Origin of the sequence: Leisingera aquaemixtae (assembly GCF_001458395.1) — a bacterium.
Lineage (GTDB): Bacteria > Pseudomonadota > Alphaproteobacteria > Rhodobacterales > Rhodobacteraceae > Leisingera > Leisingera aquaemixtae.
The window spans coordinates 570,531-591,892 of the sequence record NZ_CYSR01000030.1; the positions used below are offsets into that span (position 1 = coordinate 570,531).

At 64.4% G+C, this 21,362-nt stretch carries 20 protein-coding genes; 5 read left to right on the forward strand and 15 right to left on the reverse strand.

Annotated features, from left to right (window positions below; all coding sequences use genetic code 11):
* The first annotated feature begins 40 nt into the window (after positions 1-40).
* The 3 genes from PHA8399_RS16320 to PHA8399_RS16330 all read left to right on the forward strand — a co-directional run bounded on the left by PHA8399_RS16320 (position 41) and on the right by PHA8399_RS16330 (position 2,571).
* Positions 41-559: an RNA-dependent RNA polymerase family protein gene (locus PHA8399_RS16320; protein WP_058287159.1), complete on the forward strand. Its 519-nt coding sequence runs from the start codon at positions 41-43 to the stop codon at positions 557-559.
* Positions 560-561: 2 nt separating this feature from the next.
* Positions 562-1,971, forward strand: a complete 1,410-nt coding sequence (locus PHA8399_RS16325) for a 3'-5' exonuclease (RefSeq protein ID WP_058287160.1) — start codon at positions 562-564, stop codon at positions 1,969-1,971.
* A 99-nt stretch (positions 1,972-2,070) separates the two neighbouring features.
* A complete protein-coding gene (locus PHA8399_RS16330; RefSeq protein ID WP_058287292.1) occupies positions 2,071-2,571 on the forward strand; it encodes a flavin reductase family protein in 501 nt (166 codons plus the stop codon).
* 30 nt (positions 2,572-2,601) lie between these two features.
* Here PHA8399_RS16330 and PHA8399_RS16335 read toward each other — a convergent pair whose 3' ends face one another.
* The 7 genes from PHA8399_RS16335 to PHA8399_RS16365 form a co-directional block, all read right to left on the reverse strand.
* Complete coding sequence (locus PHA8399_RS16335) at positions 2,602-3,438, reverse strand: 4Fe-4S binding protein (RefSeq protein WP_244270240.1); 837 nt, start codon at positions 3,436-3,438, stop codon at positions 2,602-2,604.
* 295 nt (positions 3,439-3,733) lie between these two features.
* Complete coding sequence (locus PHA8399_RS16340) at positions 3,734-4,720, reverse strand: ABC transporter substrate-binding protein (RefSeq protein WP_058287161.1); 987 nt, start codon at positions 4,718-4,720, stop codon at positions 3,734-3,736.
* Between the two features lie 152 nt (positions 4,721-4,872).
* Positions 4,873-5,718 (reverse strand): ABC transporter permease, encoded by an 846-nt coding sequence (locus PHA8399_RS16345; protein ID WP_058287162.1) that lies wholly within the window; start codon positions 5,716-5,718, stop codon positions 4,873-4,875.
* 85 nt (positions 5,719-5,803) lie between these two features.
* Positions 5,804-6,721: an ABC transporter permease gene (locus PHA8399_RS16350; protein WP_058287163.1), complete on the reverse strand. Its 918-nt coding sequence runs from the start codon at positions 6,719-6,721 to the stop codon at positions 5,804-5,806.
* Between the two features lie 99 nt (positions 6,722-6,820).
* A complete protein-coding gene (locus PHA8399_RS16355) occupies positions 6,821-7,660 on the reverse strand; it encodes an ABC transporter ATP-binding protein (RefSeq protein ID WP_058287164.1) in 840 nt (279 codons plus the stop codon).
* A gap of 60 nt (positions 7,661-7,720) precedes the next feature.
* Positions 7,721-9,175 carry a dihydropyrimidinase gene (hydA, locus tag PHA8399_RS16360; RefSeq protein WP_058287165.1) on the reverse strand — a complete coding sequence of 485 codons (1,455 nt, stop codon included), beginning with the start codon at positions 9,173-9,175 and terminating at the stop codon, positions 7,721-7,723.
* Between the two features lie 131 nt (positions 9,176-9,306).
* Positions 9,307-10,557, reverse strand: a complete 1,251-nt coding sequence (locus PHA8399_RS16365; RefSeq protein ID WP_058287166.1) for a Zn-dependent hydrolase — start codon at positions 10,555-10,557, stop codon at positions 9,307-9,309.
* A 270-nt stretch (positions 10,558-10,827) separates the two neighbouring features.
* On the opposite strand from PHA8399_RS16365, the gene PHA8399_RS16370 reads away from it, so the two are divergent.
* Positions 10,828-11,442, forward strand: a complete 615-nt coding sequence (locus PHA8399_RS16370; protein WP_058287167.1) for a TetR family transcriptional regulator C-terminal domain-containing protein — start codon at positions 10,828-10,830, stop codon at positions 11,440-11,442.
* Positions 11,443-11,653: 211 nt separating this feature from the next.
* Here the strand turns inward: PHA8399_RS16370 and preA are convergent, their stop codons facing one another.
* The 8 genes from preA to PHA8399_RS16410 form a co-directional block, all read right to left on the reverse strand.
* Positions 11,654-12,958, reverse strand: a complete 1,305-nt coding sequence (gene preA, locus PHA8399_RS16375) for an NAD-dependent dihydropyrimidine dehydrogenase subunit PreA (protein ID WP_058287168.1) — start codon at positions 12,956-12,958, stop codon at positions 11,654-11,656.
* 54 nt (positions 12,959-13,012) lie between these two features.
* Complete coding sequence (locus tag PHA8399_RS16380) at positions 13,013-14,347, reverse strand: NAD(P)-dependent oxidoreductase (protein ID WP_058287169.1); 1,335 nt, start codon at positions 14,345-14,347, stop codon at positions 13,013-13,015.
* A 155-nt stretch (positions 14,348-14,502) separates the two neighbouring features.
* Positions 14,503-15,144 carry a cupin domain-containing protein gene (locus tag PHA8399_RS16385; protein ID WP_058287170.1) on the reverse strand — a complete coding sequence of 214 codons (642 nt, stop codon included), beginning with the start codon at positions 15,142-15,144 and terminating at the stop codon, positions 14,503-14,505.
* Between the two features lie 88 nt (positions 15,145-15,232).
* Complete coding sequence (locus tag PHA8399_RS16390; RefSeq protein ID WP_058287171.1) at positions 15,233-15,631, reverse strand: RidA family protein; 399 nt, start codon at positions 15,629-15,631, stop codon at positions 15,233-15,235.
* Positions 15,632-15,751: 120 nt separating this feature from the next.
* Positions 15,752-16,489, reverse strand: a complete 738-nt coding sequence (locus PHA8399_RS16395) for an SDR family oxidoreductase (RefSeq protein WP_058287172.1) — start codon at positions 16,487-16,489, stop codon at positions 15,752-15,754.
* Positions 16,486-17,814, reverse strand: a complete 1,329-nt coding sequence (locus tag PHA8399_RS16400) for an FAD-binding oxidoreductase (RefSeq protein ID WP_058287173.1) — start codon at positions 17,812-17,814, stop codon at positions 16,486-16,488. The genes PHA8399_RS16395 and PHA8399_RS16400 overlap by 4 nt, the downstream gene beginning before the upstream one ends.
* Positions 17,811-18,230, reverse strand: coding sequence for a GtrA family protein (locus PHA8399_RS16405; protein ID WP_058287174.1), 420 nt, complete (start codon positions 18,228-18,230; stop codon positions 17,811-17,813). The genes PHA8399_RS16400 and PHA8399_RS16405 overlap by 4 nt, the downstream gene beginning before the upstream one ends.
* Positions 18,227-19,636: a UbiA family prenyltransferase gene (locus PHA8399_RS16410; RefSeq protein WP_058287175.1), complete on the reverse strand. Its 1,410-nt coding sequence runs from the start codon at positions 19,634-19,636 to the stop codon at positions 18,227-18,229. Before PHA8399_RS16410 ends, PHA8399_RS16405 begins: the two co-directional genes overlap by 4 nt.
* A gap of 233 nt (positions 19,637-19,869) precedes the next feature.
* On the opposite strand from PHA8399_RS16410, the gene PHA8399_RS16415 reads away from it, so the two are divergent.
* On the forward strand, positions 19,870-21,276 hold the full coding sequence (locus PHA8399_RS16415) for a hypothetical protein (protein ID WP_145977059.1): 1,407 nt from the start codon (positions 19,870-19,872) through the stop codon (positions 21,274-21,276).
* Positions 21,277-21,362: the final 86 nt, after the last annotated feature.

Below are 21,362 nucleotides of genomic sequence, written 5' to 3' on the forward strand. Positions count from 1 at the left end.
TAAGAAAGATGAAAAGGCCGGTGGCCTGCGGGGAGATGGGATGTTTCTGGAACTGATTGCGGTGATTATTGCTGGTATCGCGGCGGCGGGCGTGGTGATGCTCTTGAACCGGACGCTGAAGGGGCGGCTGCCGCGCTGGATGGCGCCGGTGGCGGCGGGGCTTGCAATGATCAGCGTCACCATCGCCTCGGAATACGGCTGGTACGGGCGCACCAGGGCCGCCCTGCCGGAAGGGGTGGAAGTGGCGGAAACGGTTCAGAACAAAAGCTTCTACCGGCCCTGGACCTATGCCGTGCCGTATGTGGACCGGTTTGCCGCCATCGACACCGCCACCATGAAAAGCCACGAGGCGCATCCGCAGGTTTATCTGGCCGAGGTGTATTTCTTTGGCCGCTGGGCGCCGCTCAGCAAGCGGCCTGCGGTGCTGGACTGCGGCAAATGGCGCCGCGCGCTGGTGGCGAACGGCACCGTCTTTTCCGGCAACAGCCTGCCCGCGGGGCTCGATTGGGTTGCCGGTGCCCCGGAGGACGCGCTGCTGACCACGGCCTGCGGAGGATAACGATGCTGTCACGCCTCAGCCTGCGCCTGCGGATCTTTCTGTTCTTCTGCCTGCTGGCGCTTGGCGGCATCGCCGTCACCGGCGGCGCGCTGTGGCTTGGCTACAGCCGCGCGGGCCAGCCCGCCCTGACCGATGCCTTCATCTTTTCCGGCCTCCTGAGCAGCTTTGCCATGCTCGGGCTGAGCGCCGGGGTCTGGCTGCTGTTTGACGAGAACGTCGCCAAGCCGATCGAACGGCTGGCGGCAGGCATGCGCGCCCGCGCCCACGCCGGGGTGAGCAAGGAGCTGGACACCCACAGCGCCCGCTACCTGGGCGACCTGGCGGCCGCTGCCGAGGGGCTGGCGGGCCAGCTGGGCGCCTCTGCCCTGTCCGCGGCCGAGGCCATCGCCCGCGAGACCGAGCATCTGGAAGCCGAGAAAGCCCGCCTTGCGGCGCTACTCACCGACATTCCGGTTGCCACCGTCATGGCCAGCCCGGCGCATCAGATCGTGCTTTATGACGGCCAGGCCGCCGCGGTGCTGGCGCAGGAAGCGCCGCCGCGGCTCAATGCGCCGCTGTCCGATTACCTGGACCGCACCGGCCTGGAGGCCGCCTATGGCCGGCTGGTGCGCAGCGGCCTGGAGGTTCTGGCCGAGGTGAAAAGCGCCAGCGGCAGCCAGGTTTTTGATCTGCGGCTGAAACCGCTGGGCGGCGCGCCGGGCTACATCATCCTGTTCGAAGGCGCCCATGCGGACCTTGCCCCCGGCGACTCGCGGCCGCTGGTCTATGATTTTGCCCTGCTGGACACCGAGCACGCGGAACTGGACAGCCGCAAGCTGTCAAACCTCAGCTATGTGGTGTTTGACACCGAAACCACCGGCCTCCTGCCGCATAAGGACGAGATCGTCCAGATCGGCGCCCTGCGGGTGGTGCGCAACAGGATAATTGCAGGCGAGCAGTTCGCCACGCTGGTCGATCCCGGCACGCCGATCCCCGCCGCCTCCACCAAGGTGCATGGGATCAGCGATGCCATGGTGCAGGGCGCGCCGGACATCGGCAAAGCCGCCCGCGCCTTTCACCGGTTTGCCTCCGATGCGGTGATCGTCGCCCATAACGCGCCGTTCGACATGGCCTTTCTGCGCCGCCATGCCAAACGTGCGGGCGTCAGCTGGGACCAGCCGGTTCTGGACACCGTGCTGCTGAGCGCGGTGCTGTTCGGCGCCTCGCAGAGCCACACGCTGGATGCGCTGTGCGAGCGGCTGGAGGTGACCATCCCGCCTGCCCTGCGCCATACCGCAATGGGGGATGCTCAGGCCACGGCAGAGGTGTTCTGCAAAATGCTGCCGATGCTGGAGGCGCGCGGCCTCGGCACCTTTGGCGCGGTGATTGAGGAGACCCGCAAGCACGGACGCCTGTTAGAGGACTTGAATTAGCACCTGTATTTGCCGCCTGATCTGCGAAATACAGGTGCAAGGTGGACAACCGGCCGCATGCGTGGCAGGTCACTGCCGAACGAAAAAGAGGCGCGCGACATGGCCGACACCAGCTTTATCCCCGGGCCGGAGACCGCCCGGGCCTACCGCGATGCGCTCGGCTGCTTCGGCACCGGGGTGACGGTTGTCACCACCCAGACCCCGCGCGGCCCGCTGGCGATCACCGTCAACAGCTTCACCTCCGTTTCACTGGAGCCGCCGCTGCTGTTGTGGTGCCCGGCCAAAGCCTCGCTGCGCCATGACGCCTTTGTCGGCGCCGAGCATTTCGCCATTCACGTGATGGCAGAGGATCAGCTGGACCTGGCCAAGCATTTCGCCGCCAACGGCGAGGATTTCTCTGCCGCCGCCTGGCAGCTGAACGCGCAAGGTTCGCCGGCCCTGGAGGCGGTGATTGCCCGTTTCGACTGCCGCCGCTTTGCTGCCCATCCGGCAGGCGATCACACCATCGTCGTCGGCGAGGTGGCCAGCGTCACCACCCGGCCCGGCAAGGGGCTGATCTTCAAGCGCGGCCAGTACGGCGGTTTTCTGGAACAGAGCTGAGCGCCCTGCGGCACTGCCGCGCGGGCACCCTCATCCGGCGGGCAAAACCGGCGGCAGGCTGGCGGGCTGCGCCTCGGCAGGGCCGGCCTCGGCCCCGGCGGCACTGCCGCACCCCTCTGCAGTCCCGTCCAGCAGATGCGGCAGGACCGCTGCCGCGGACAGGTCCATCCCCGGCGCCATGCGCAGCGCCCGCTGCGGGCAGATCGACACACACAGCCCGCATTGAAAGCACAGGGACTCCACAAAACTCAGCGCGCCGCCGGCCTCCGTCAGGCTCAGCGCGTCCGATGGGCAGACCCAGACGCAGCTGCTGCAATGAGTGCAGCGATCGGCGTCCAGGCTGACAGCCCCGTAGGGGGCCTGCTCCGGCAGCGCGATATTGCCTGCCTTGGCCGGCAGCAGGGCCGCGGCGCTGGCCCGTGCGGTATCCCTGCGGCTGCCCACCGCAAGAACGTCCGGCGAGACGGAGGCAAACGGAAAGATCCCGGCCTCCAGACGCCGCGCCAGGGTGCCGCCGTCCCCGAACAGCAGTATCCGGCCCAGCCCGCCCAGAACATGCGCCAGCTCCACTTGCCGCTCCTGCTGCGCCAGTCCGGCAGCGCCGGCGCAGGATTGCAGGTGAATGACGTCAAAACCGCAGGCCAGCGCGTGCAGCAGGTCGGCATGGCCGATTTTCTGCACGCAGCAAACCAGAACCGGAATCACATCCGCCGCGGCTTCTGCCGGCGGGGGAAGGTCCACCGCTTCCGGCACAACCGGCTCCACCTCATAAAGAATCAGCACCTGGGCGCGGCCGGTTTCATGCTTGCGCTGATGCGCCGCCCGGCACAGCGCCATCAGCGGCAGTTCGCAGCTCCTGCTGGCCACATCCAGCAGCGCCGGACGCCCGCGCGGCGCATGCCGCGCATTGCAGGAAGGAGTCTCGGGCCGCCGGCAGAAACAAATATAATGCGGCGGGTGCCCGTCTGCCGTCTGCCCTTCAAGGATATCAGCGCAAATCTCTCCCATTGGGAGATGCTAACACAGAAAAACTCATCCAAGACGTGTATTTCATCTTGACGGCGGAATTGTCGAAATTTTTACAAAAAACGGCTCAAAACAAAAAAGGCCCGCCGGACGGCCAAGTCCGGCGGGCCTTGGTTTCGCAGTCCGCAAAGACGGCTCAGTTCAGCGCCGCATCGGTGATCGCATGGGTCCAGGCACCCTCCGGCTGCTTGGTGATCACCGGATCGGAGCCGCCGCCCATCAGCGTCGACACGGTCCGCTCGTAATCGGCCGGGTCCAGCGCCCCGTTGCTGCCGGCGGTCAGCTTGGCAATCTCGCCCATCATCCGCTTCTGGTGCTCCTCGGTCTGCGCACCGGATGCATCATTGTCGAGCACGATGTCCGCCGCTTCGTCCGGGTTCTCCTCGGCATACTTCCAGCCCTTCATCGAGGCCCGCACGAACCGCTCCATCTTGTCCGCAAATTCCGGGTTCTCCAGGTTCTCCTCCAGCACATAGAGGCCGTCTTCCAGCGTTGCGACGCCCTGATCCTCATATTTGAAGGTGACCAGCTCCTCCGGGCTGACGCCCGCGTCAATGACCTGCCAGTATTCATTGTAGGTCATGGTCGAGATGCAGTCCGCCTGGCGCTGCAGCAGCGGGTCGACGTTAAACCCCTGCTTCAGCACTTCGACACCGTTCTCGTCCTTGCCATCGGTGCCGATGCCCAGCTGGCTCATCCAGCTCATGAAGGGGAATTCGTTGCCAAAGAACCAGACCCCCAGGGTGCGGTTTTTCAGATCTTCCGGGGTTTCGATGCCGGCATCCTTCCAGCAGGTCAGCATCATGCCGGAGGATTTGAACGGCTGGGCGATATTGACCAGCGGCAGGCCCTTCTCGCGCGCAGCCAGCGCCGCGGGCATCCATTCCACCGTCACATCGGCGCCGCCGCCGGCAATCACCTGGGTCGGCGCAATATCCGGCCCGCCCGGCAGGATGGTGACATTCAGGTCTTCTTCCTCATAGAACCCCTTGTCCAGTGCCACGTAATAGCCGGCGAACTGGGCCTGGGTCACCCATTTCAGCTGCAGCGTCACATCATCCGCCGCCTGCGCCGCTCCGGTTGCCCCCAGCGCCAGAGCCGCCGCAGTCATAATATGTTTCATGTCTCGTTCTCCCTATTGATTATTTATGATGTGAAGCTTGCCCGGGTTTGACCCTTCGTTCAAAGTTTTTCGTTATATGGCCTGCCCTTGAGAGGCCCCCGCGCAAGATTTCGGCAAAGCCGCCCCGCACCCGGCGGGACGGCGTCTATCTGTCAGCCCCGCTGCGACGGGTGCCAGAAGGTAAAGCTCTTCTCGATCAGCGCCACCAGCCCGTAGAAGGCCGACCCGGCCAGCGCCGCCACCACGATCTCCGCCCAGACCATATCCAGCGCCAGTTGACCGACGCTGGTGGAAATGCGGAACCCCATGCCGACGGTGGGCGAGCCAAAGAATTCCGCCACAATCGCGCCGATCAGGGCCAGCGTAGTGGAAATCTTGAGGCCGTTGAACACAAACGGCAGCGCCGCCGGCAGCCGCAGCTTGAAGAAGGCCTGCCAGTAGGTCGCCGCATAGGTCTGCATCAGATCGCGCTGCATGGCGGAGGTCTCGCGCAGGCCTGCCACGGTGTTCACCAGCATCGGAAAGAACACCATGACCACGACCACCGCGGCCTTCGACTGCCAGTCGAACCCGAACCACATCACCAGGATCGGTGCGGTGCCGACAATCGGCAGCGCCGCGACGAAGTTCCCGACAGGCAAAAGGCCTCGGCGCAGGAAATCGCTGCGGTCGACCAGGATCGCGGTCAGGAACGCCGCGCCGCAGCCGATCACATAGCCGCCAAGCGCGCCTTTCAGGATGGTCTGGGCAAAATCCTCCCACAGGACCGGCAGGCTGGATGCAAACCGCGCGGCAATCACCGTGGGCGCCGGCAGGATCACCAAGGACACCTCCAGCCCGCGCACCAGCAGTTCCCAGACCACCAGCACGGTAATCCCGAAGATCGCAGGCACAAATAGCTGCACCGCGCGGGTTTTCGACGCCGGGCTGTTCGCCAGCCGGCTGTTCAACCACCAGCCGCCGCACCAAACAACCACGGCAAGCACCACCATTATCATGACAGGCCCCCCCTGTTCATCTGGCCAAAAATATCCCGGGTGAGCCGCGCAGCGGCGAGGGCAGAGCCCTTCTTCCAAACATCCATCATGCCCGCACCCCCATCCGGCTCAGGACCAGCTTCTCGATCAAGCCCAGCAAGGCCACCAGCGCCGCCGCCAGGATCGCCGCCGCAAACAGCGCCGACCAGATCTGCACGGTCTGCCCGTAGTAGCTGCCCGCCAGCAGCCGCGCGCCCAGCCCCGCAACCGCGCCGGTCGGCAGCTCGCCCACGATGGCCCCCACCAGGGACGCTGCAATGCCGATCTTCAGCGAGGCGAACAGATAGGGCATCGAGGACGGCAGCCGCAGTTTCCAGAACCCTTGCGAGGTATTGGCATTGTAGGTCTTCAGCAGATCCAGCTGCATCGCATCCGGCGCGCGCAGCCCCTTCACCATGCCGACAACCACAGGGAAGAAGCTGAGGTAGGCCGAGATCACCGCCTTCGGAATGATCCCCTGCACCCCGATGGAATAGAGAACCACGATGATCATCGGCGCCAGCGCGATGATTGGGATGGTCTGGCTGACAATCGCCCAGGGCATCACCGACATATCCATCACCCGGCTGTGTACGATGCCGACCGCCAGCAGGATGCCCAGCCCGGTCCCGATGGCAAACCCCAGCAGCGTAGCGCTCAGCGTTACCTGCGCATGGTAGATCAGGCTGCGCTTGGAGGTGATCTTCTTCTCCACCGTGGTCTCCCACAGCTCCACCGCCACCTGATGCGGCGCGGGCAGCCGCGGGCGGTCCTGCACCCAGGTCTCGCCAATGGCAAAGCTGTTGTTCGCCACCAGCCCGATCTCGCTCATGTCCCGGCGCGCCTTGGCGGTGGCGGGGGTCACTTCGGCCCCTGCCCGCTCCGCCTGGTCCAGCACGCCCTTGATGTTCATCGGCACGCAGGCTGCGTACCAAAGGGCGATGATGGCGGCGAGCACAGTGAGGACGGCAACAAGGCTTTTCATAGCTGTGCCCTCCGCAACCGGCAGCCGCCCGGTGCACAGGGGGTGTACAGGGGGTGCACGCGTGACACCCCCCGGTTCCGGCGGGTCGTGCTGGCAGAATCAATCATCGCCATGCCCCGCCCTGAGGCCCTCACGCACCCGGTGGGCGATCTCGATGAACTCCGGACTGTCGCGGATATCCAGCGGCCGTTCCTTGGGCAGCGTGCTGTCGATCACATCGTGGATCCGCCCCGGCCGCGGTGACATCACCACGATCTTGGTGGACAGATAAACCGCCTCCGGGATTGAGTGGGTCACGAAGCCGATGGTCTTGTTGGTCCGCGCCCAAAGCTTCAGCAGTTGCTCGTTCAGGTGATCGCGCACGATCTCATCCAGCGCCCCGAAGGGTTCATCCATCAGAAGGATTTCGGCATCAAAGGCCAGCGCCCGCGCGATGGAGGCCCGCTGCTGCATCCCGCCCGACAACTGCCAGGGAAACTTGCCGCCAAAGCCTGACAATTCAACAAGTTCCAAGACTTGGTTAACGCGCTTTTCCTGCTCCGCCCTGGAGTAGCCCATGATTTCCAGCGGCAGCTTGATGTTCTTGGAGATGGTGCGCCACGGGTACAGCCCCGCGGCCTGAAACACATAGCCATAGGCCCGGTTGCGCCGTGCCTCATCCGGGGTCATGCCGTTGACGCTCAGGCTGCCGCCGGTGGGCGTTTCCAGCGCCGCGATACAGCGCAGAAAAGTAGTCTTGCCGCAGCCCGACGGCCCGATGAAGGAGACAAAATCGCCCTTGCTGATCTTCAGGCTCACATCCTTCAGCGCATGCACCGGCCCGTCATTTGTCTGAAAGGTCAGGTCCAGGTTCCGGGCCTCGATCACGCAGTCTGCGGGGGCAGGTGCGGACGCGGCGGCCTCGGGGCGGATTGCCTGGGTGGTCGGTTCCATATTCATATCTTCGCCTTGATTTCACACAGGAAAACGGGCCGCCGTTTCCGGCAGCCCGCTCCTGATTTACACGCCTGTTGCCGGGATGCCGGTGCGCTCCACCGGGCGGGGCGCCGTCAGCTCTTTCCAGGTCGACAGCGCCTTGTTCACCGTGGTGTTGGCCTCCCGCGCGACGAACTTGCCGTGGCCCTCCTGGCAGCGGATCTCACCATCATGCACCGCCACATGGCCGCGCGTCAGGGTAAAGCGCGGCAGGCCCTTCACCTCATGCCCTTCGAACACGTTGTAGTCGATGGAGGACTGCTGGGTATCCGCGGAAATCGTCTTGCGCTTCTCCGGATCCCAGACCACCAGATCGGCATCGGCGCCGACCAGAACCGCGCCTTTTTTCGGGTAACAATTCAGGATCTTGGCGATGTTTGTTGACGTAACCGCAACAAACTCGTTCGGGGTCAGGCGGCCGGTTTCCACGCCGTGGGTCCACAGCATCGGCATCCGGTCCTCAAGGCCCCCGGTGCCGTTCGGGATCTTGGTGAAATCGCCCACACCCGTGCGCTTCTGCTCGGTGGTAAAGGCGCAATGGTCGGTGGCCACGACAGACAGAGAGCCCGACTGCAAACCGGCCCACAGGCTGTCCTGATGCTGCTTGTTACGGAACGGCGGCGACATCACCCGACGGGCGGCGTGGTCCCAGTCCTTGTTGAAATACTCGCTCTCATCCAGCGTCAGATGCTGGATCAGCGGCTCGCCCCAGACCCGCTTGCCCTGCATCCGGGCACGGCGGATGGCCTCGTGGCTGTCCTCGCAGGAGGTATGCACGACGTACAGCGGCACACCTGCCATATCGGCAATCATGATCGCGCGGTTGGTCGCCTCGCCTTCCACCTGCGGCGGGCGGGAATAGGCGTGTGCTTCGGGGCCTGTGTTGCCTTGTGCCAGAAGCTTGGCCGACAGCTCCGCCACCACATCGCCGTTTTCGGCATGCACCATGGCAATGCCGCCCAGCTCCGCCAGCCGCTGGAAGGAGGCATAGAGCTCGTCATCATTCACCATCAGCGCGCCCTTGTAGGCCATGAAATGCTTGAAGGTGTTGATGCCGCGCTCCTGGATCACGGTCTTGATATCGTCAAAGACCCGCTCGCCCCACCAGGTCACCGCCATGTGGAAGGAATAGTCGCAGTTGGCGCGGGTCGACTTGTTGTCCCAGCGTTTCAGCGCATCCAGCAGGCTCTCGCCCGGGTTGGGCAGCGCAAAATCCACCACCATGGTGGTGCCGCCCGCCAGCCCTGCGCGCGTGCCGGACTCGAAGTCATCCGAGCTGTAGGTGCCCATGAAGGGCATCTCCAGGTGGGTGTGCGGATCAATCCCGCCCGGCATCACGTAGCAGCCGGTGGCGTCCAACTCCTCGCCGCCTGTCAGGTTCGGCCCGATCTGGGTGATAACCCCGTTTTCGATCAGCACATCGGCTTTGTAGGTCAGATCGGCAGTCACGATGGTGCCGTTCTTGATGACTTTACTCATGGTTTTAACTCCCTGAATCGGGGCGTATTTTCACGCCTCCACTTATCTCTTCCGCTGTCTGGCGCAGCGTGTTTCATCTTTCCGGAAATACTCCGGGGGAGCGGCCCAAGGGGCCGCGGGGGCAGCGCCCCCTACTCCACGATTTCCGCTGTCTCGACCACCGCGTGGAACAGTACATTGGCACCAGCCTCAGCCCATTCCTTGCTGATCTCCTCGGCCTCGTTGTGACTAAGGCCATCAACACAGGGGCACATCACCATAGCGGTCGGCGCCACCCGGTTGATCCAGCAGGCATCGTGGCCTGCGCCCGAGATGATATCCAGATGCGAATAGCCCAGCCGCTCCGCCGCATTGCGCACCGCACTTACGCAGCCCTTGTCAAAGGCCACGGGGTCAAAGCCGCCGACCTTCTCGAACTCGATCTCTACTCCCATTTCCTCGGCAATCCGGGTGCCTTTCTCGCGCAGGCGGTTTTCCATATCGGTGATCACATCCAGCTCCGGGCTGCGGAAATCGACGGTAAAGACCACCTTGCCGGGGATCACGTTGCGCGAGTTCGGGTAAACGTCGATATGGCCCGCGGCGCCGACCGCATGGGGCGCGTGGCTCCAGGCGATCTCGTCCACCGCCTCAAGGATCCGCGCCATCGCAAGGCCCGCGTTGCGGCGCATCGGCATCGGGGTGGAGCCGGTGTGCGCGTCCTTGCCGGTGATGGTCACCTGTGTCCAGCTGAGTCCCTGGCCGTGGGTCACGACACCGATATCCTTGCCCTCGGCCTCCAGGATCGGCCCCTGCTCGATGTGCAGCTCAAAGAAAGCATGCATCTTACGGGCACCGGTTTCCTCTTCGCCGCGCCAGCCGATGCGCTTCAGCTCATCGCCGAATTTCTTGCCTTCCGCATCTTCCCGGTCATAGGCCCAGTCCTGGGTGTGAATTCCGGCAAACACGCCGGACGACAGCATGGCCGGCGCGTAGCGGGTGCCTTCCTCACTGGTGAAGTTGGTGGCCACGATCGGGTGCTTGGTCTTGATGTTCATGTCGTTGAGCGAGCGGATCAGCTCCAGCCCCGCCAGCACCCCGAGAACACCGTCATACTTGCCGCCCGTGGGCTGGGTATCCAGATGCGAGCCGACATAGACCGGAAGCGCGTCCGGGTCGGTGCCTGCGCGCATCGCAAACATGTTGCCCATCTGGTCCAGCCCCATGGTGCAGCCTGCCTCCTCGCACCATTTCTGGAACAGGGCGCGGCCTTCGCCATCCGCATCCGTCAGCGTCTGGCGGTTGTTGCCGCCTGCGACTCCGGGGCCGATTTTGGCCATCTCCATCAGGCTGTCCCACAGCCTGTCACCATTGATTTTCAGATTCTGTCCAAGCGACGTCATCTCGAGCTTCCTTCCCTGTGCGCCCGTCTTTGCAGGCTGGCTCCGGCTTGGCGCCATGTTAGGTGGCTTCGAATGCTGGTCCGTTGCAAAGCCGGGCTATTGTTGGCCCGGACATTGATTTGACCAACTGGTCAAACTCACGCTATCACGGGTTCACCACCAGTCAAGAAATTGCCGCAGGACCCTTGCAAAAAACGGCGCCTTAGCCGGAAACAGGTGAAAATCCGTGCTTTCGCCCGCCGCAGGCGGCAGAACCAGACAAGGACGACCATGCCCGCAGACCGCGCGCCCACCCGCATTCAGAAGAAGAATCGCGCTGCCATTCTCGAAGCGGCGCTGGACGTGTTTTCAAGCCACGGCTTCCGCGGCTCCACCGTGGATCAGATCGCCAAGGCGGCCGGGCTGTCGAAACCGAATCTGCTTTATTACTTCCCCTCCAAGGAAGCGATGTTCAACGAGCTGATGGCGGGGCTGCTGGACACCTGGCTCGATCCGCTGCGCGGTCTTGATCCTGAGGGCGAGCCGCTGGAGGAAATCCTTGCCTATGTGCAGCGCAAACTGCAGATGAGCCGGGACTACCCGCGCGAAAGCCGTCTTTATGCCAATGAGATTGTGCAGGGCGCGCCGCGGCTGCGAGAGGTGATCGCCACAGATCTCAAGGTTCTGGTGGAGGAAAAGGCGCAGCTGCTGCAGGACTGGATGGATGCCGGGCGGATCAACCGGGCGCACCCCCAGCATCTGTTGTTTTCGATCTGGTCGCTGACCCAGCACTATGCGGATTTCGACGCCCAGGTGCGCACGCTGATGGGCGAGGAAGACCCGTTCGACGCCGCCCCGGAGTATCTGGAAACCCTGTACCGCCGGATGCTTACGCCCAAAAGCTGACCTCAGATATCCTCGGAAACGCTTTGCAGGAGAACCGGGAACTCCCGCGCCCGCAGGTGCCATCAGCCGTGCTGATGCCCCCTTGGCGGCCTTGGGCCCGGCGCCGCGCAAAGCGCAGCGCCGGGCCCAAGGGGAGGAGCGTCTCCTGAAAAGGAGACCGGCGGCGGGCGGGAGCCTTTCCGTTTGAGCTGCTCCCGCCCGCTGGAAAAATCTACTCTGCGGCCGTTGCCGACGGGTTGTTCGGATGCGTGGTCCAGTTGGCATATTCGTCCGAAACCACCTCGCCGGTGCGCTCGTCGATCTGGCCTGCCGGGACTTCCTCCATGGTGATGCAGCCCTCCACCGGGCAGACGTTCACACAGAGGTTGCATGCGACGCATTCGTCGTCCTTCACCGTGAACACCCGGTCCTCGCTCATCGCAATCGCCTGGTGCGAGGTGTCCTCGCAGGCTGCATAGCAGCGGCCGCATTTGATGCAATCCTCCTGGCTGATCCTGGCCTTGGTGACGTAGTTCAGGTCCAGATACTGCCAGTCGGTCACATTCGGCACCGCCATGCCGATGAAATCCTGGGTGGAGGTATAGCCTTTCTCGTCCATCCAATTCGACAGGCCCGAGATCATCTCCTTCACCACGTTGAAGCCATAGGTCATCGCCGCGGTGCAAACCTGCACATTGCCAGCGCCCAGTGCCATGAACTCCGCCGCGTCGCGCCAGGTGGTGACGCCGCCAATGGCGGAGATCGGCAGGCCGCGGGTCTGCGGGTCGCGGGCGATTTCAGCGACCATATTCAGCGCAATCGGCTTCACCGCCGGGCCGCAATAGCCGCCGTGGGTGCCTTTGCCGCCGATGGTCGGCTCCGGCGCCATGCTGTCGAGGTTCACCGAGGTGATCGAGTTGATGGTGTTGATCAGGCTGACCGCATCGGCGTTGCCCGCGTGCGCAGCCCGGGCCGGGTGGCGGATATCGGTGATGTTCGGGGTCAGCTTAACGATCACCGGCTTGGAGTAGTATTTCTTGCACCACTCGGTGACCATCTGAATATATTCCGGCACCTGCCCCACGGCAGAGCCCATGCCGCGTTCGGCCATGCCGTGCGGGCAGCCGAAATTCAGCTCGATCCCGTCGGCGCCTGTGGCCTCCACCTGCGGCAGGATGTCCTTCCAGGCCTGCTCCTCGCACGGAACCATGATCGAGACGATCACGGCGCGGTCCGGGTAGTCTTTCTTGACCCGGGTGATTTCCTCCAGGTTGGTTTGCAGCGGCCGGTCGGTAATCAGCTCGATGTTGTTGAGGCCCAAAAGACGGCGGTCAGCGCCCCAGATCGCGCCATAGCGAGGGCCGTTTACATTGACCACCGGCGGGCCTTCGGCGCCCAGGGTCTTCCAGACCACACCGCCCCAGCCGGCCTCGAAGGCGCGGCGGACGTTGTATTCCTTGTCGGTCGGCGGCGCAGAGGCCAGCCAGAACGGGTTGGGGGATTTGATCCCCAGAAATTCTGTTGTCAGATCAGCCATTTGATCTCTCCTCTTAAGGCTAGCTTGGCGCAGCCGCAGCGCGCCGAAGCTGGCTCAGCCCATCAGGCTGGAGTGAATGTCCATTGCAGCGTCGCGGCCCTCGGCCACGGCAGTCACGGTCAGGTCCTCGCCGCCCGAGGCGCAGTCGCCCCCGGCCCAGACCCCGGCCACAGAGGTGCGCCCGCTGGCATCGACCTTGATCTTGCGGCCCTCCAGCGCCAGCGCCTCCGGCTGGCCCTCCAGCGTCTGGCCGATCGCTTTGAACACCTGATCCGCGGCCAGCCGCAGGGTTTCGCCCGTGCCGGAGACCTTGCCGTCCGCGACCTGAGTATACTCCAATTCGATCTCGGCCGCTGCACCGCTGCCGTGCACCGCAACCGGCATCACGTTGAACATCAGCTTGACGCCCTTGGAGGCCGCCAAGTCCTGCTCGAACCGGCTTGCGCCCATCTCCTCGCGGCTGCGGCGGTAGGCGATGGTGACGTTTTCGGCGCCCAACAGCTTGGACTGCACCGCAGCATCCACCGCGGTCATGCCGCCGCCGATCACCACCACATTGCGGCCGACCGGCAGCGTGGTCAGGTCGTCCGCCTGGCGCAGTTCGGCGATGAAGTCCACCGCGTCGCGGACACCGTCCATGTCTTCGCCCGGCGCGCGCAGGGCATTGACCCCGGCCAGACCAATGGAGAGGAACACCGCGTCATACGCCTCCTTCAGCGCATCCAGTGACAAGTCCTCGCCCAGTTTCTGGCCGTAATCCATGGTGATTCCGCCGATCTGCAGCAGCCAGTCCACTTCGCGCTGCGCAAAGCCGTTGGTGGTTTTATAGGCGGCAATCCCGAATTCGTTGAGGCCGCCGGGCTTGGACCGGGCGTCATAGACCACCACGTCATGGCCCAGCATCGCCAGCCGGTGCGCGGCAGACAGACCCGCCGGGCCCGCCCCCACAACGGCCACCTTCTTGCCAGTCGCTGCGGCGCGGGTGAAGGGATGCTCGCCCTTCGCCATCAGGGTGTCGGTGGCATAGCGCTGCAGGCGGCCGATCTCGACCGGCTTGCCCTCTGCCGTCTCCCGCACGCAGACCTCTTCGCACAAGGTTTCGGTCGGGCAGACCCTGGCGCACATGCCGCCCAGAATGTTCTGCTCCAAAATGGTGCGGGCCGCGCTTTCGGGGTGGCCTGCCTGGATCTCCCGGATGAACTGGGGGATGTCGATGCTGGTCGGACAGGCCGTCATGCAGGGCGCGTCATAGCAGAAATAGCAGCGGTCGGCGGCCACGGCGGCCTCATGCGCGTCATAGGGCGGGTGCAAGTCCGAGAAGTTCTCAGCGATCCCGGCAGCGTCAAGCCGCGCTGCCTGAATGCCGGATGCCTGATGGCTGGTCGCCATTGGGTGTCTCCCTGATTTTCGGTTGTTCTTGCTATTCAGAGTGCCACAGTCTTATTTTTTATCAACTGGTAAAATTTTTCCCGCGGGCAAAAAATATGCCGCCCCCGAAGGAGCGGCGTGCAAGAAACTGATTTCACTCCGAAATCAGGCGATGCCTATTGAGCAGTCATTTGCGAAAGATGGCCGGTTTTCATCCACACTTTTGCCCCGTCCGCACCGGCGGTGGCGTCAAACCGGCTGCCGGGCGGCAGGCGCAGCCAGTCCCAACGGGTGAAATCCTCGCCGTTCTCGCTGTAGCTGCCGTCCACCACAAAGACCTCCAGCCCGCCGGGCACCTGCAGGCTGACCGCGTGATGCGGACCCCAGGTTTGCAGCGTCACCGTCTCAACCGCATCCTGAAACAGCTGCTGCTGCGCGGCGCCGCCATCGGCGCGGGTTTTGACCTCGGTACGGTCGGCGGGGTCGAACTGGTGCAGCTTGACCAGGATCACCGCGCCCTCCGCCGCGGCGGGCGTGTGGCTGGTGGTGGGCGGGTTACGGACATAGGAGCCTGCGGGAAAGTCGCCGTGCTCATCCTGGAACACGCCGTCCAGCACCAGAAACTCCTCGCCGCCGTCATGCACATGCGCATCAAAGGCGGACCCCGGTGCAAAGCGGACGATGGTGGTGGCGCGGGCAACTTCCTCGCCGATGCGGTCGAGCATCTTGCGCTCTACCCCCGGGGCCGGGCTGGGCACCCAGGGTGTGTCCTCGAAATGCACCGCGGCGCGTTTGGTGAAATCGGCATTGATACGCATCTTGCTCTCCCCTTGCTGCGCCAAGCAATGTGGCGGCTGGCCGGGACCATGGGAAGAGCGCTCACGAAACCGTGCTTGATCCGCGGCGTCAGCCGGGCAGCACGGCAGTGGCTTCGATCTCCACCCTGGCCTCATCCTCGACCAGCGCGGACACGACAACCATCGTCATCGCCGGGAAGTGATAGCCCATCACCGCGCGGTAAGCCTTGCCGACCTCAGCCTGATGGCCAAGGTATTCCGCCTTGTCGGTCACATACCAGGTCAGCCGGGTGATGTCCTCTGCGGTGCCGCCCGCGGCCTCGACCACTTCCAGGATGTTGCGCAGCGCCTGGCTCATCTGGCCGATGAAATCATGGGCCTCGAACACCTGATCCGCGGTCCAGCCGATCTGGCCGCCGACAAACAGCAGCTTGCCCTCTGCGACCATTCCGTTGGCGTAGCCTTTGGCGGGCTTCCACCCTTCGGGATGCACACTGATGGCCGGCATGGCGGGTCTCCTTTGCTGATAATGCCTGCCACCGACAATAGCGCCGCCGCGGGAATTATTTCAAGCTTAAAACTTATAAGCCTGAAGCAAACCCGCGGGGCCTCCTGGTTCCGGTCCCCTTCAAATGCTCATCTTCTTGAACACAGCTTCCGGAATGCTGCGGATGATCAGCATGATCAGCCGCCAGACCGGCCGCACATAGACGATGTTTTTCTGCTTGGCAGTGGCCTCGGTGATGGCGCGGGCGACTTCCTCGGGCTGGGCCGTCAGCTTGTCCGGCAGGTCCATGCCCTCGGTCATCTGCGTGGCGACGAACCCCGGCAGCACCGTAACCACATGCACGCCCTTGCGGGCCAGCCGGTTGCGCAGGCCGGACAGGAAGGCGGTGAAGCCGGCCTTGGCCGCGCCGTAGACATAGTTGGTCGCGCGGCCGCGGTCTCCGGCCACCGAGCTGATCCCCACCAGCGTGCCGGAGCCGCGCTGTTCAAACCGGCTGGCCAGAACCGAAAGAATGCTGGCAGGGCCTTCGAAGTTGCTGCGCAGGACCCGGGCCGCGGCGGCGGGGCTGATTTCGCTTTCGCCCTGCTCCCCCATGAAGCCGACGGCGCAGACGGCGATGCCGGGCAGTTCCGGCAGCGCACCGGCAAAGCGTTCATGATAATCCAGCGCCAGCGCGTCGAATTCATGCAGAGAGACCGGCACGCCGTGGCGCAGCTCCAGATCGGTCTTCTGGGGTTCCAGATTGCCGGCATTCCGGGCCGCCAGTTGAACCGGGTGGCCTTGCGCAGCATAGGCATGGGCCACTGCCATGCCGATGTCCGACCGGGCGCCAAGGATCAGAACGGGAGATTTTGTCATAGCGATAGCCTTTGCGACTGGGCGGACTGGAAGGACGGGTGCATCCCGGACAGCTGCCGCATACCGGCAAACTCTGCTGCCCTGGAGTCGGCAGCGTGCAGCGTGTCCCGGCTCATCCGGCTGTCCTTGGCCAGATAGAAGCGGCCGCCGTGGGCAATGGTGATACGGTCGAGGTCCTGCATCAGCTGCAGGCTGCGGCGGTTGACCGGGAAGTCCAGCGCCAGCGTGTAGCCCTCCATCGGGAAGGAGAACGGGCTGTCCTGCGCGCCCAGCCGCTTGAGCACCGCCAGGAAGGAGCCCTGCCCGGCGGCGGAGATCGCCTGCAGAAGCGCGCGCAGCCCCGGCCGGGCGCTGTCGAGCGGCAGCACGCATTGGAACTGGGCAAAGCCCTTGCGCCCGTAGATCCGGTTCCAGCCCAAAAGCGCGTCGAGCGGAAAGAAGTAGCTGTCAAAATCGGTGATCTGCCGCCCTGCCTTGCGCGCACCGGTCCAGAAATAGGCCGCGTTGAAGGCGCGGACGCTGAAGCGGTTCAGCGCAAAGGACGGGAACACGGGCGGCACGGTGCGGCTGCCGAAACGGGGAATGGCAAAGGGGCGCGCGGCCTGGTCATAGCTCAGATCCTGCAGCCCGGCATGTTCCCCCAGCATGACCAGCGACCGCCCCAGCCTGCCGCCGCCCGCCAGGCAGTCGATCCAGGCCACGGAATAGGTCGCAGCGGCGGAGCGTTCGAAGATTTCGATGGCCGCGTGGAGGTTTGCAGCCGGTATTGTCTGTTGCCGGATCCAGGCCGAGGACACCCGGCGCAGGCGGATGGCAGCCCGCAGGATCACGCCCGTAAGCCCCATGCCGCCAGCGGTCCAGTTGAACAACTCTGTGTTTTCCTGGGGGGAGCAGCGGCGGACCGTTCCGTCCGGCCCCATCACCTCGACCCAGTCCAGGCAGCTGCGGAAACTGCCGTCCTTGTGGTGGTTCTTGCCATGCACATCCGCGGCAATGGCGCCGCCAAGGGTCACGAACTTGGTGCCCGGCACCACCGCCGGAAACCAGCCCCGCGGCAGGAAGGCAGAGATGATATCGCCCAGCAGCACACCGCTTTCCGCCACCAGCAAGCCGGTCTGCGCATCAAAGGAGATCATCTTGTCGAAATGGCGCATATGCAGGGTCGCCGGCACGCCAACCGCGCTGTCGCCATAGGCGCGGCCATTGCCCCGGGCGATGACGGAAGGATTGCTGGCGATCAGCCCCTGCAGCTCCGCCTCGCTGCGCGGCGCAAGCAGCTGCGCCTGGGACACGGGGTAGTTGCCCCAGCCTGACAGCCGTCTCATTCCGCGTTCTTTGAGCGGCGGGCAAAGACGAACTGCCGGTCGAGCTGGTATTTCACCGTGTAGCCGATTACCAGCCCCAGGATTGCCCCGGCCTCGCGCGCCGCATCGGTGCCCCAGGTGAGCCAGAACAGCGTTTCGGTGATCCAGAACACCGCCGTGGTCGCCACCCCCATCGCCGAATACAGCAGGAAGGTCCGGCCCTGGTGCTTCAGGCCGCCCTGCTGGTCAAAGAAGATCCACCGCTTGTCCAGAAGGTATTTGACCACCAGCCCGGCCAAAGTGCCCGCAGCCATGGCAGCGGTGAAATGGGCGCCGGTCTCCCCCAGCTGCAAAACCGCGCGCTGGGTGGCGAGGTTGACGGCGGTGGCCACGGCCGCGAAGGCGGAGTAGCGGACAAGAAGCTGGTGCAGGGTCATAGCGCGCTGCTCCACACCGCAAAGGACAGCGCGATCAGGAAGCACAGCTGGCTGCCGCGGTCGCGCGCGGCATAGACCACCGGGTCATCCTGCATCTGGCCGCGATGGGCCAGCATCACCGTATTGGTGATCCAATAGAGCAGCACACAGCAAATCCCCCACAACCCCTGCGGCGTGGTGTACAGCGCGGCAACCGCCGGCGAATTGAGGTAGAGCGCCAGAACGAGCACCGACACGTAGCCCGCGGCAATCGCGATCATCGAGATCACCGGCAGATCGTCAACGTGATAGCCGCGCCCCTTGGCGGTCAGCTGCTGTCGCCTGGCGCTGTCCACCAGCTCCGCCTGGCGTTTCACGGCGGCCAGCGAAAAGAAGAAGAAAATGGAAAACGCCAGCAGCCAGACCGACAGCGGTATGCCGGTAGCGGCACCTCCCGCCGCGATGCGGATCGTGTAAAGCCCCGCCAGCAGGCAGATATCCATCACGATCAGCCGCTTGAAATGCAGCGAGTAGGCTGTTGTCATTGCGTAATAAAGCAGGATGACGCCAAGAAACAACAGGCCCAGCGGCAGGGCCGCCGCCAACCCGCCCAGAAACAGCGCCGCCGCCATCCAACTGCCATGCTCAATCGGGATGCGGCCCGCGGCAAAGGGCCGGAACCGCTTGCGCGGATGGGCGCGGTCGGCGTTCAGGTCAAGGAGGTCATTCACCACATAAACGCTGGAGGCGATCAGGCTGAACGACAGGAACGCCAGCAGCGACTGCACCAGGGTCACCATGTCCAGCTGATGCGCGGCCAGCATCGGCAGGAACACGAGGATGTTCTTCAACCACTGATGCGGCCGCAGCGCCTTGACATACGCGGCCAGCGCGGGCTCCACCGTTGCCAGATGTTCGGTCCGGGACGCCGCGTGCTCCGCCTTCTGGCGCAGCGCCGGGGCGGCATTGACGGTGACCGCCGTTGACGCCAGCCGCCAGACCGGCAGATCGGCCGGGGAATCCCCCATGTAGGCAAACCCGCCCGCGCCGAACCGGTTTTGCAGGAACTCCGCCTTGACCGGGCCCTTCAGGTTTTCGGTGCCGGTGGAGCCATGCACCTCGTCAAACAGGTCCAGGTGAGCGGCGATCTGATCGGCGATGGACTGGTCGCTGGCAGTCACCAGCGCGGTCTGGCCGCCCCGCTGCCGCCAGTCCCTGACATAGTCCATGACCGCCGGATCATAAGGCAGGCTGGCCGCATCAATGCGGGAGGTGCCGGCCAAATGCCGCTTCAGCGCCGCTCGGCCGTTCAGCAGCGCAACCGCCGCGGAAAAGGGGCTTTTCCAGTCGCGCCCGAAGGAAGACCAGAAGCTTTCATAGAGGATATTGCTGCGCAGCAGAGTGCCATCCAGGTCGACGGCAAGCATGCCGGGCTGCCCGGCCGGAAGCGATGAATCTGTCGTCAAATGAAGTCAACCGGAAGATGGATTTGGTCCCTGCCCCGCTTGTACCAGCGGTCCGGCTTTTTGGCTAGGTGCCAACTCCGCCGAGCCGCGGCCGCCTGTTGCACCGATGCCTGTGCCGGAGCCGCTGTCCGGCAGGGGGAATTTCATAGACGCCCCGGTTCCAGTATGACGGGGCAAAACAATTGAGGTCCGGCATGACAACTCCCCCGCAGGTTACCGGCATGGCGTGCGCTCCGGCGCCCGGGCTGGCTTCGCTGCTGCGCGAAACCGCAGTTTTCACCCTTGCCGCTGCGGCGATCGTGCTGGTGACCAGAACGCTGGCGGCGCTGCTGCTGGAGATCCGCCCCGATCCTGTCCACCTGTCCGGGGCATACCAGCACCTGCCGGTGCAGCAGCTGCATGACGGGCTGCTGGAGGCGCTGATCGCCTTGCATTCTCAGCCGCCGTTCTGGAACTTGCTGCTGGGGCTGGCAGCTAAGGCCTGCAATGCGCAGGAGGCCTGCATGATCCAGCTGATCTGGGGCAGCCACCTGCTGCTGACCGTTGTGACTGCTGCCAGCATGTTCGCTGCCCTTCGCCTGCTGACCCCGTCGCGGCGGTTGGCATGGCTGCTGCCGCTGGCCTATGTGCTGTCTCCGGCGGTGTTCTATTACGAGAACTTCATCCTCTATGCCCATTTCACCGCAGCCCTTTTTGCCTTGTCGTGCCTCTGCGTCCTGCTGCTGCTGAAAACGCGCCGCACGCTGTATTTCCTGCTGTTCTGCGCCTGCCTCGCGATCCTGTCGCTGACCTGGACGCTGTTCCACCCGATTTACATCCTGCTGGTGGGAGGCCTGGTCCTGTTCAAGGCGGGCGCCGGACCGGCCCGCGCCGCCATCCTGGCCCTGACGCTGGCGGTATCGCTGCTGCCGTCGGTCAAGAACAAGGCGGTGTTCGGCATTTTCAGTTCCGGCAGCTGGCTTGGCCTCAATGTCTCGCAAGTGGCGCCGGAGCGGATCGAGGGGTGTTCCTTCAAGACGTTTGCCGAAACCCACGGGCTGATCGGCCAGCATATTGGCAGCGCCCTGAACGATCCGCGGATGATCGGTTATTCCAAAACCTGCCTTAAGAAGTCTCTGGACGTGATTGCTGCCAGCCCCCTGCAATACGCCGCCGGCGTGGTGGTGCGCGCCTCGACCAGCCTGTCGCTGTGGCCGAACGAATACCTGTTCCCGCCGCTGAACTGGGACCGCTTCCCCAAACTGCCGGACACCAAGCGGGTGCTGACCGAAGACAACAAGATCGTGATCGACCCCAGCCTGTCGCGGTTCCTGACGCTGGCGCTGAACCTGTTCGCGCTGATCGCCCTGGCGGAGCTTGCGCGCCGGGACAGGGATCCGGCACGCCGGGCGTTCTTTCAGGTGATGCTGCTGTCGGTCGTGCTGTTCCTGGGGGTGGCCCACGCGGTGAACGGGCCTGAGCAGGAGCGCATGCGCTACACGCTGCATCCGCTGTTCTGGGGGCTTTACGCCGTGGTGCTGCTGGAGGCCGGCCGCCGCTTGAGGCGGCTGTTCGCACGCGCCGGAGCAGAAAACCTGCCATCGGCGGGCAGCTCGCGCTAAGATTTCGCGGCTTGAATGCAAAACTGGCGCCGGGGGCACTTCCGCCCGCCCGGCGCCAGCTAATTCCCTGCCAGGGCCGAAGCCCG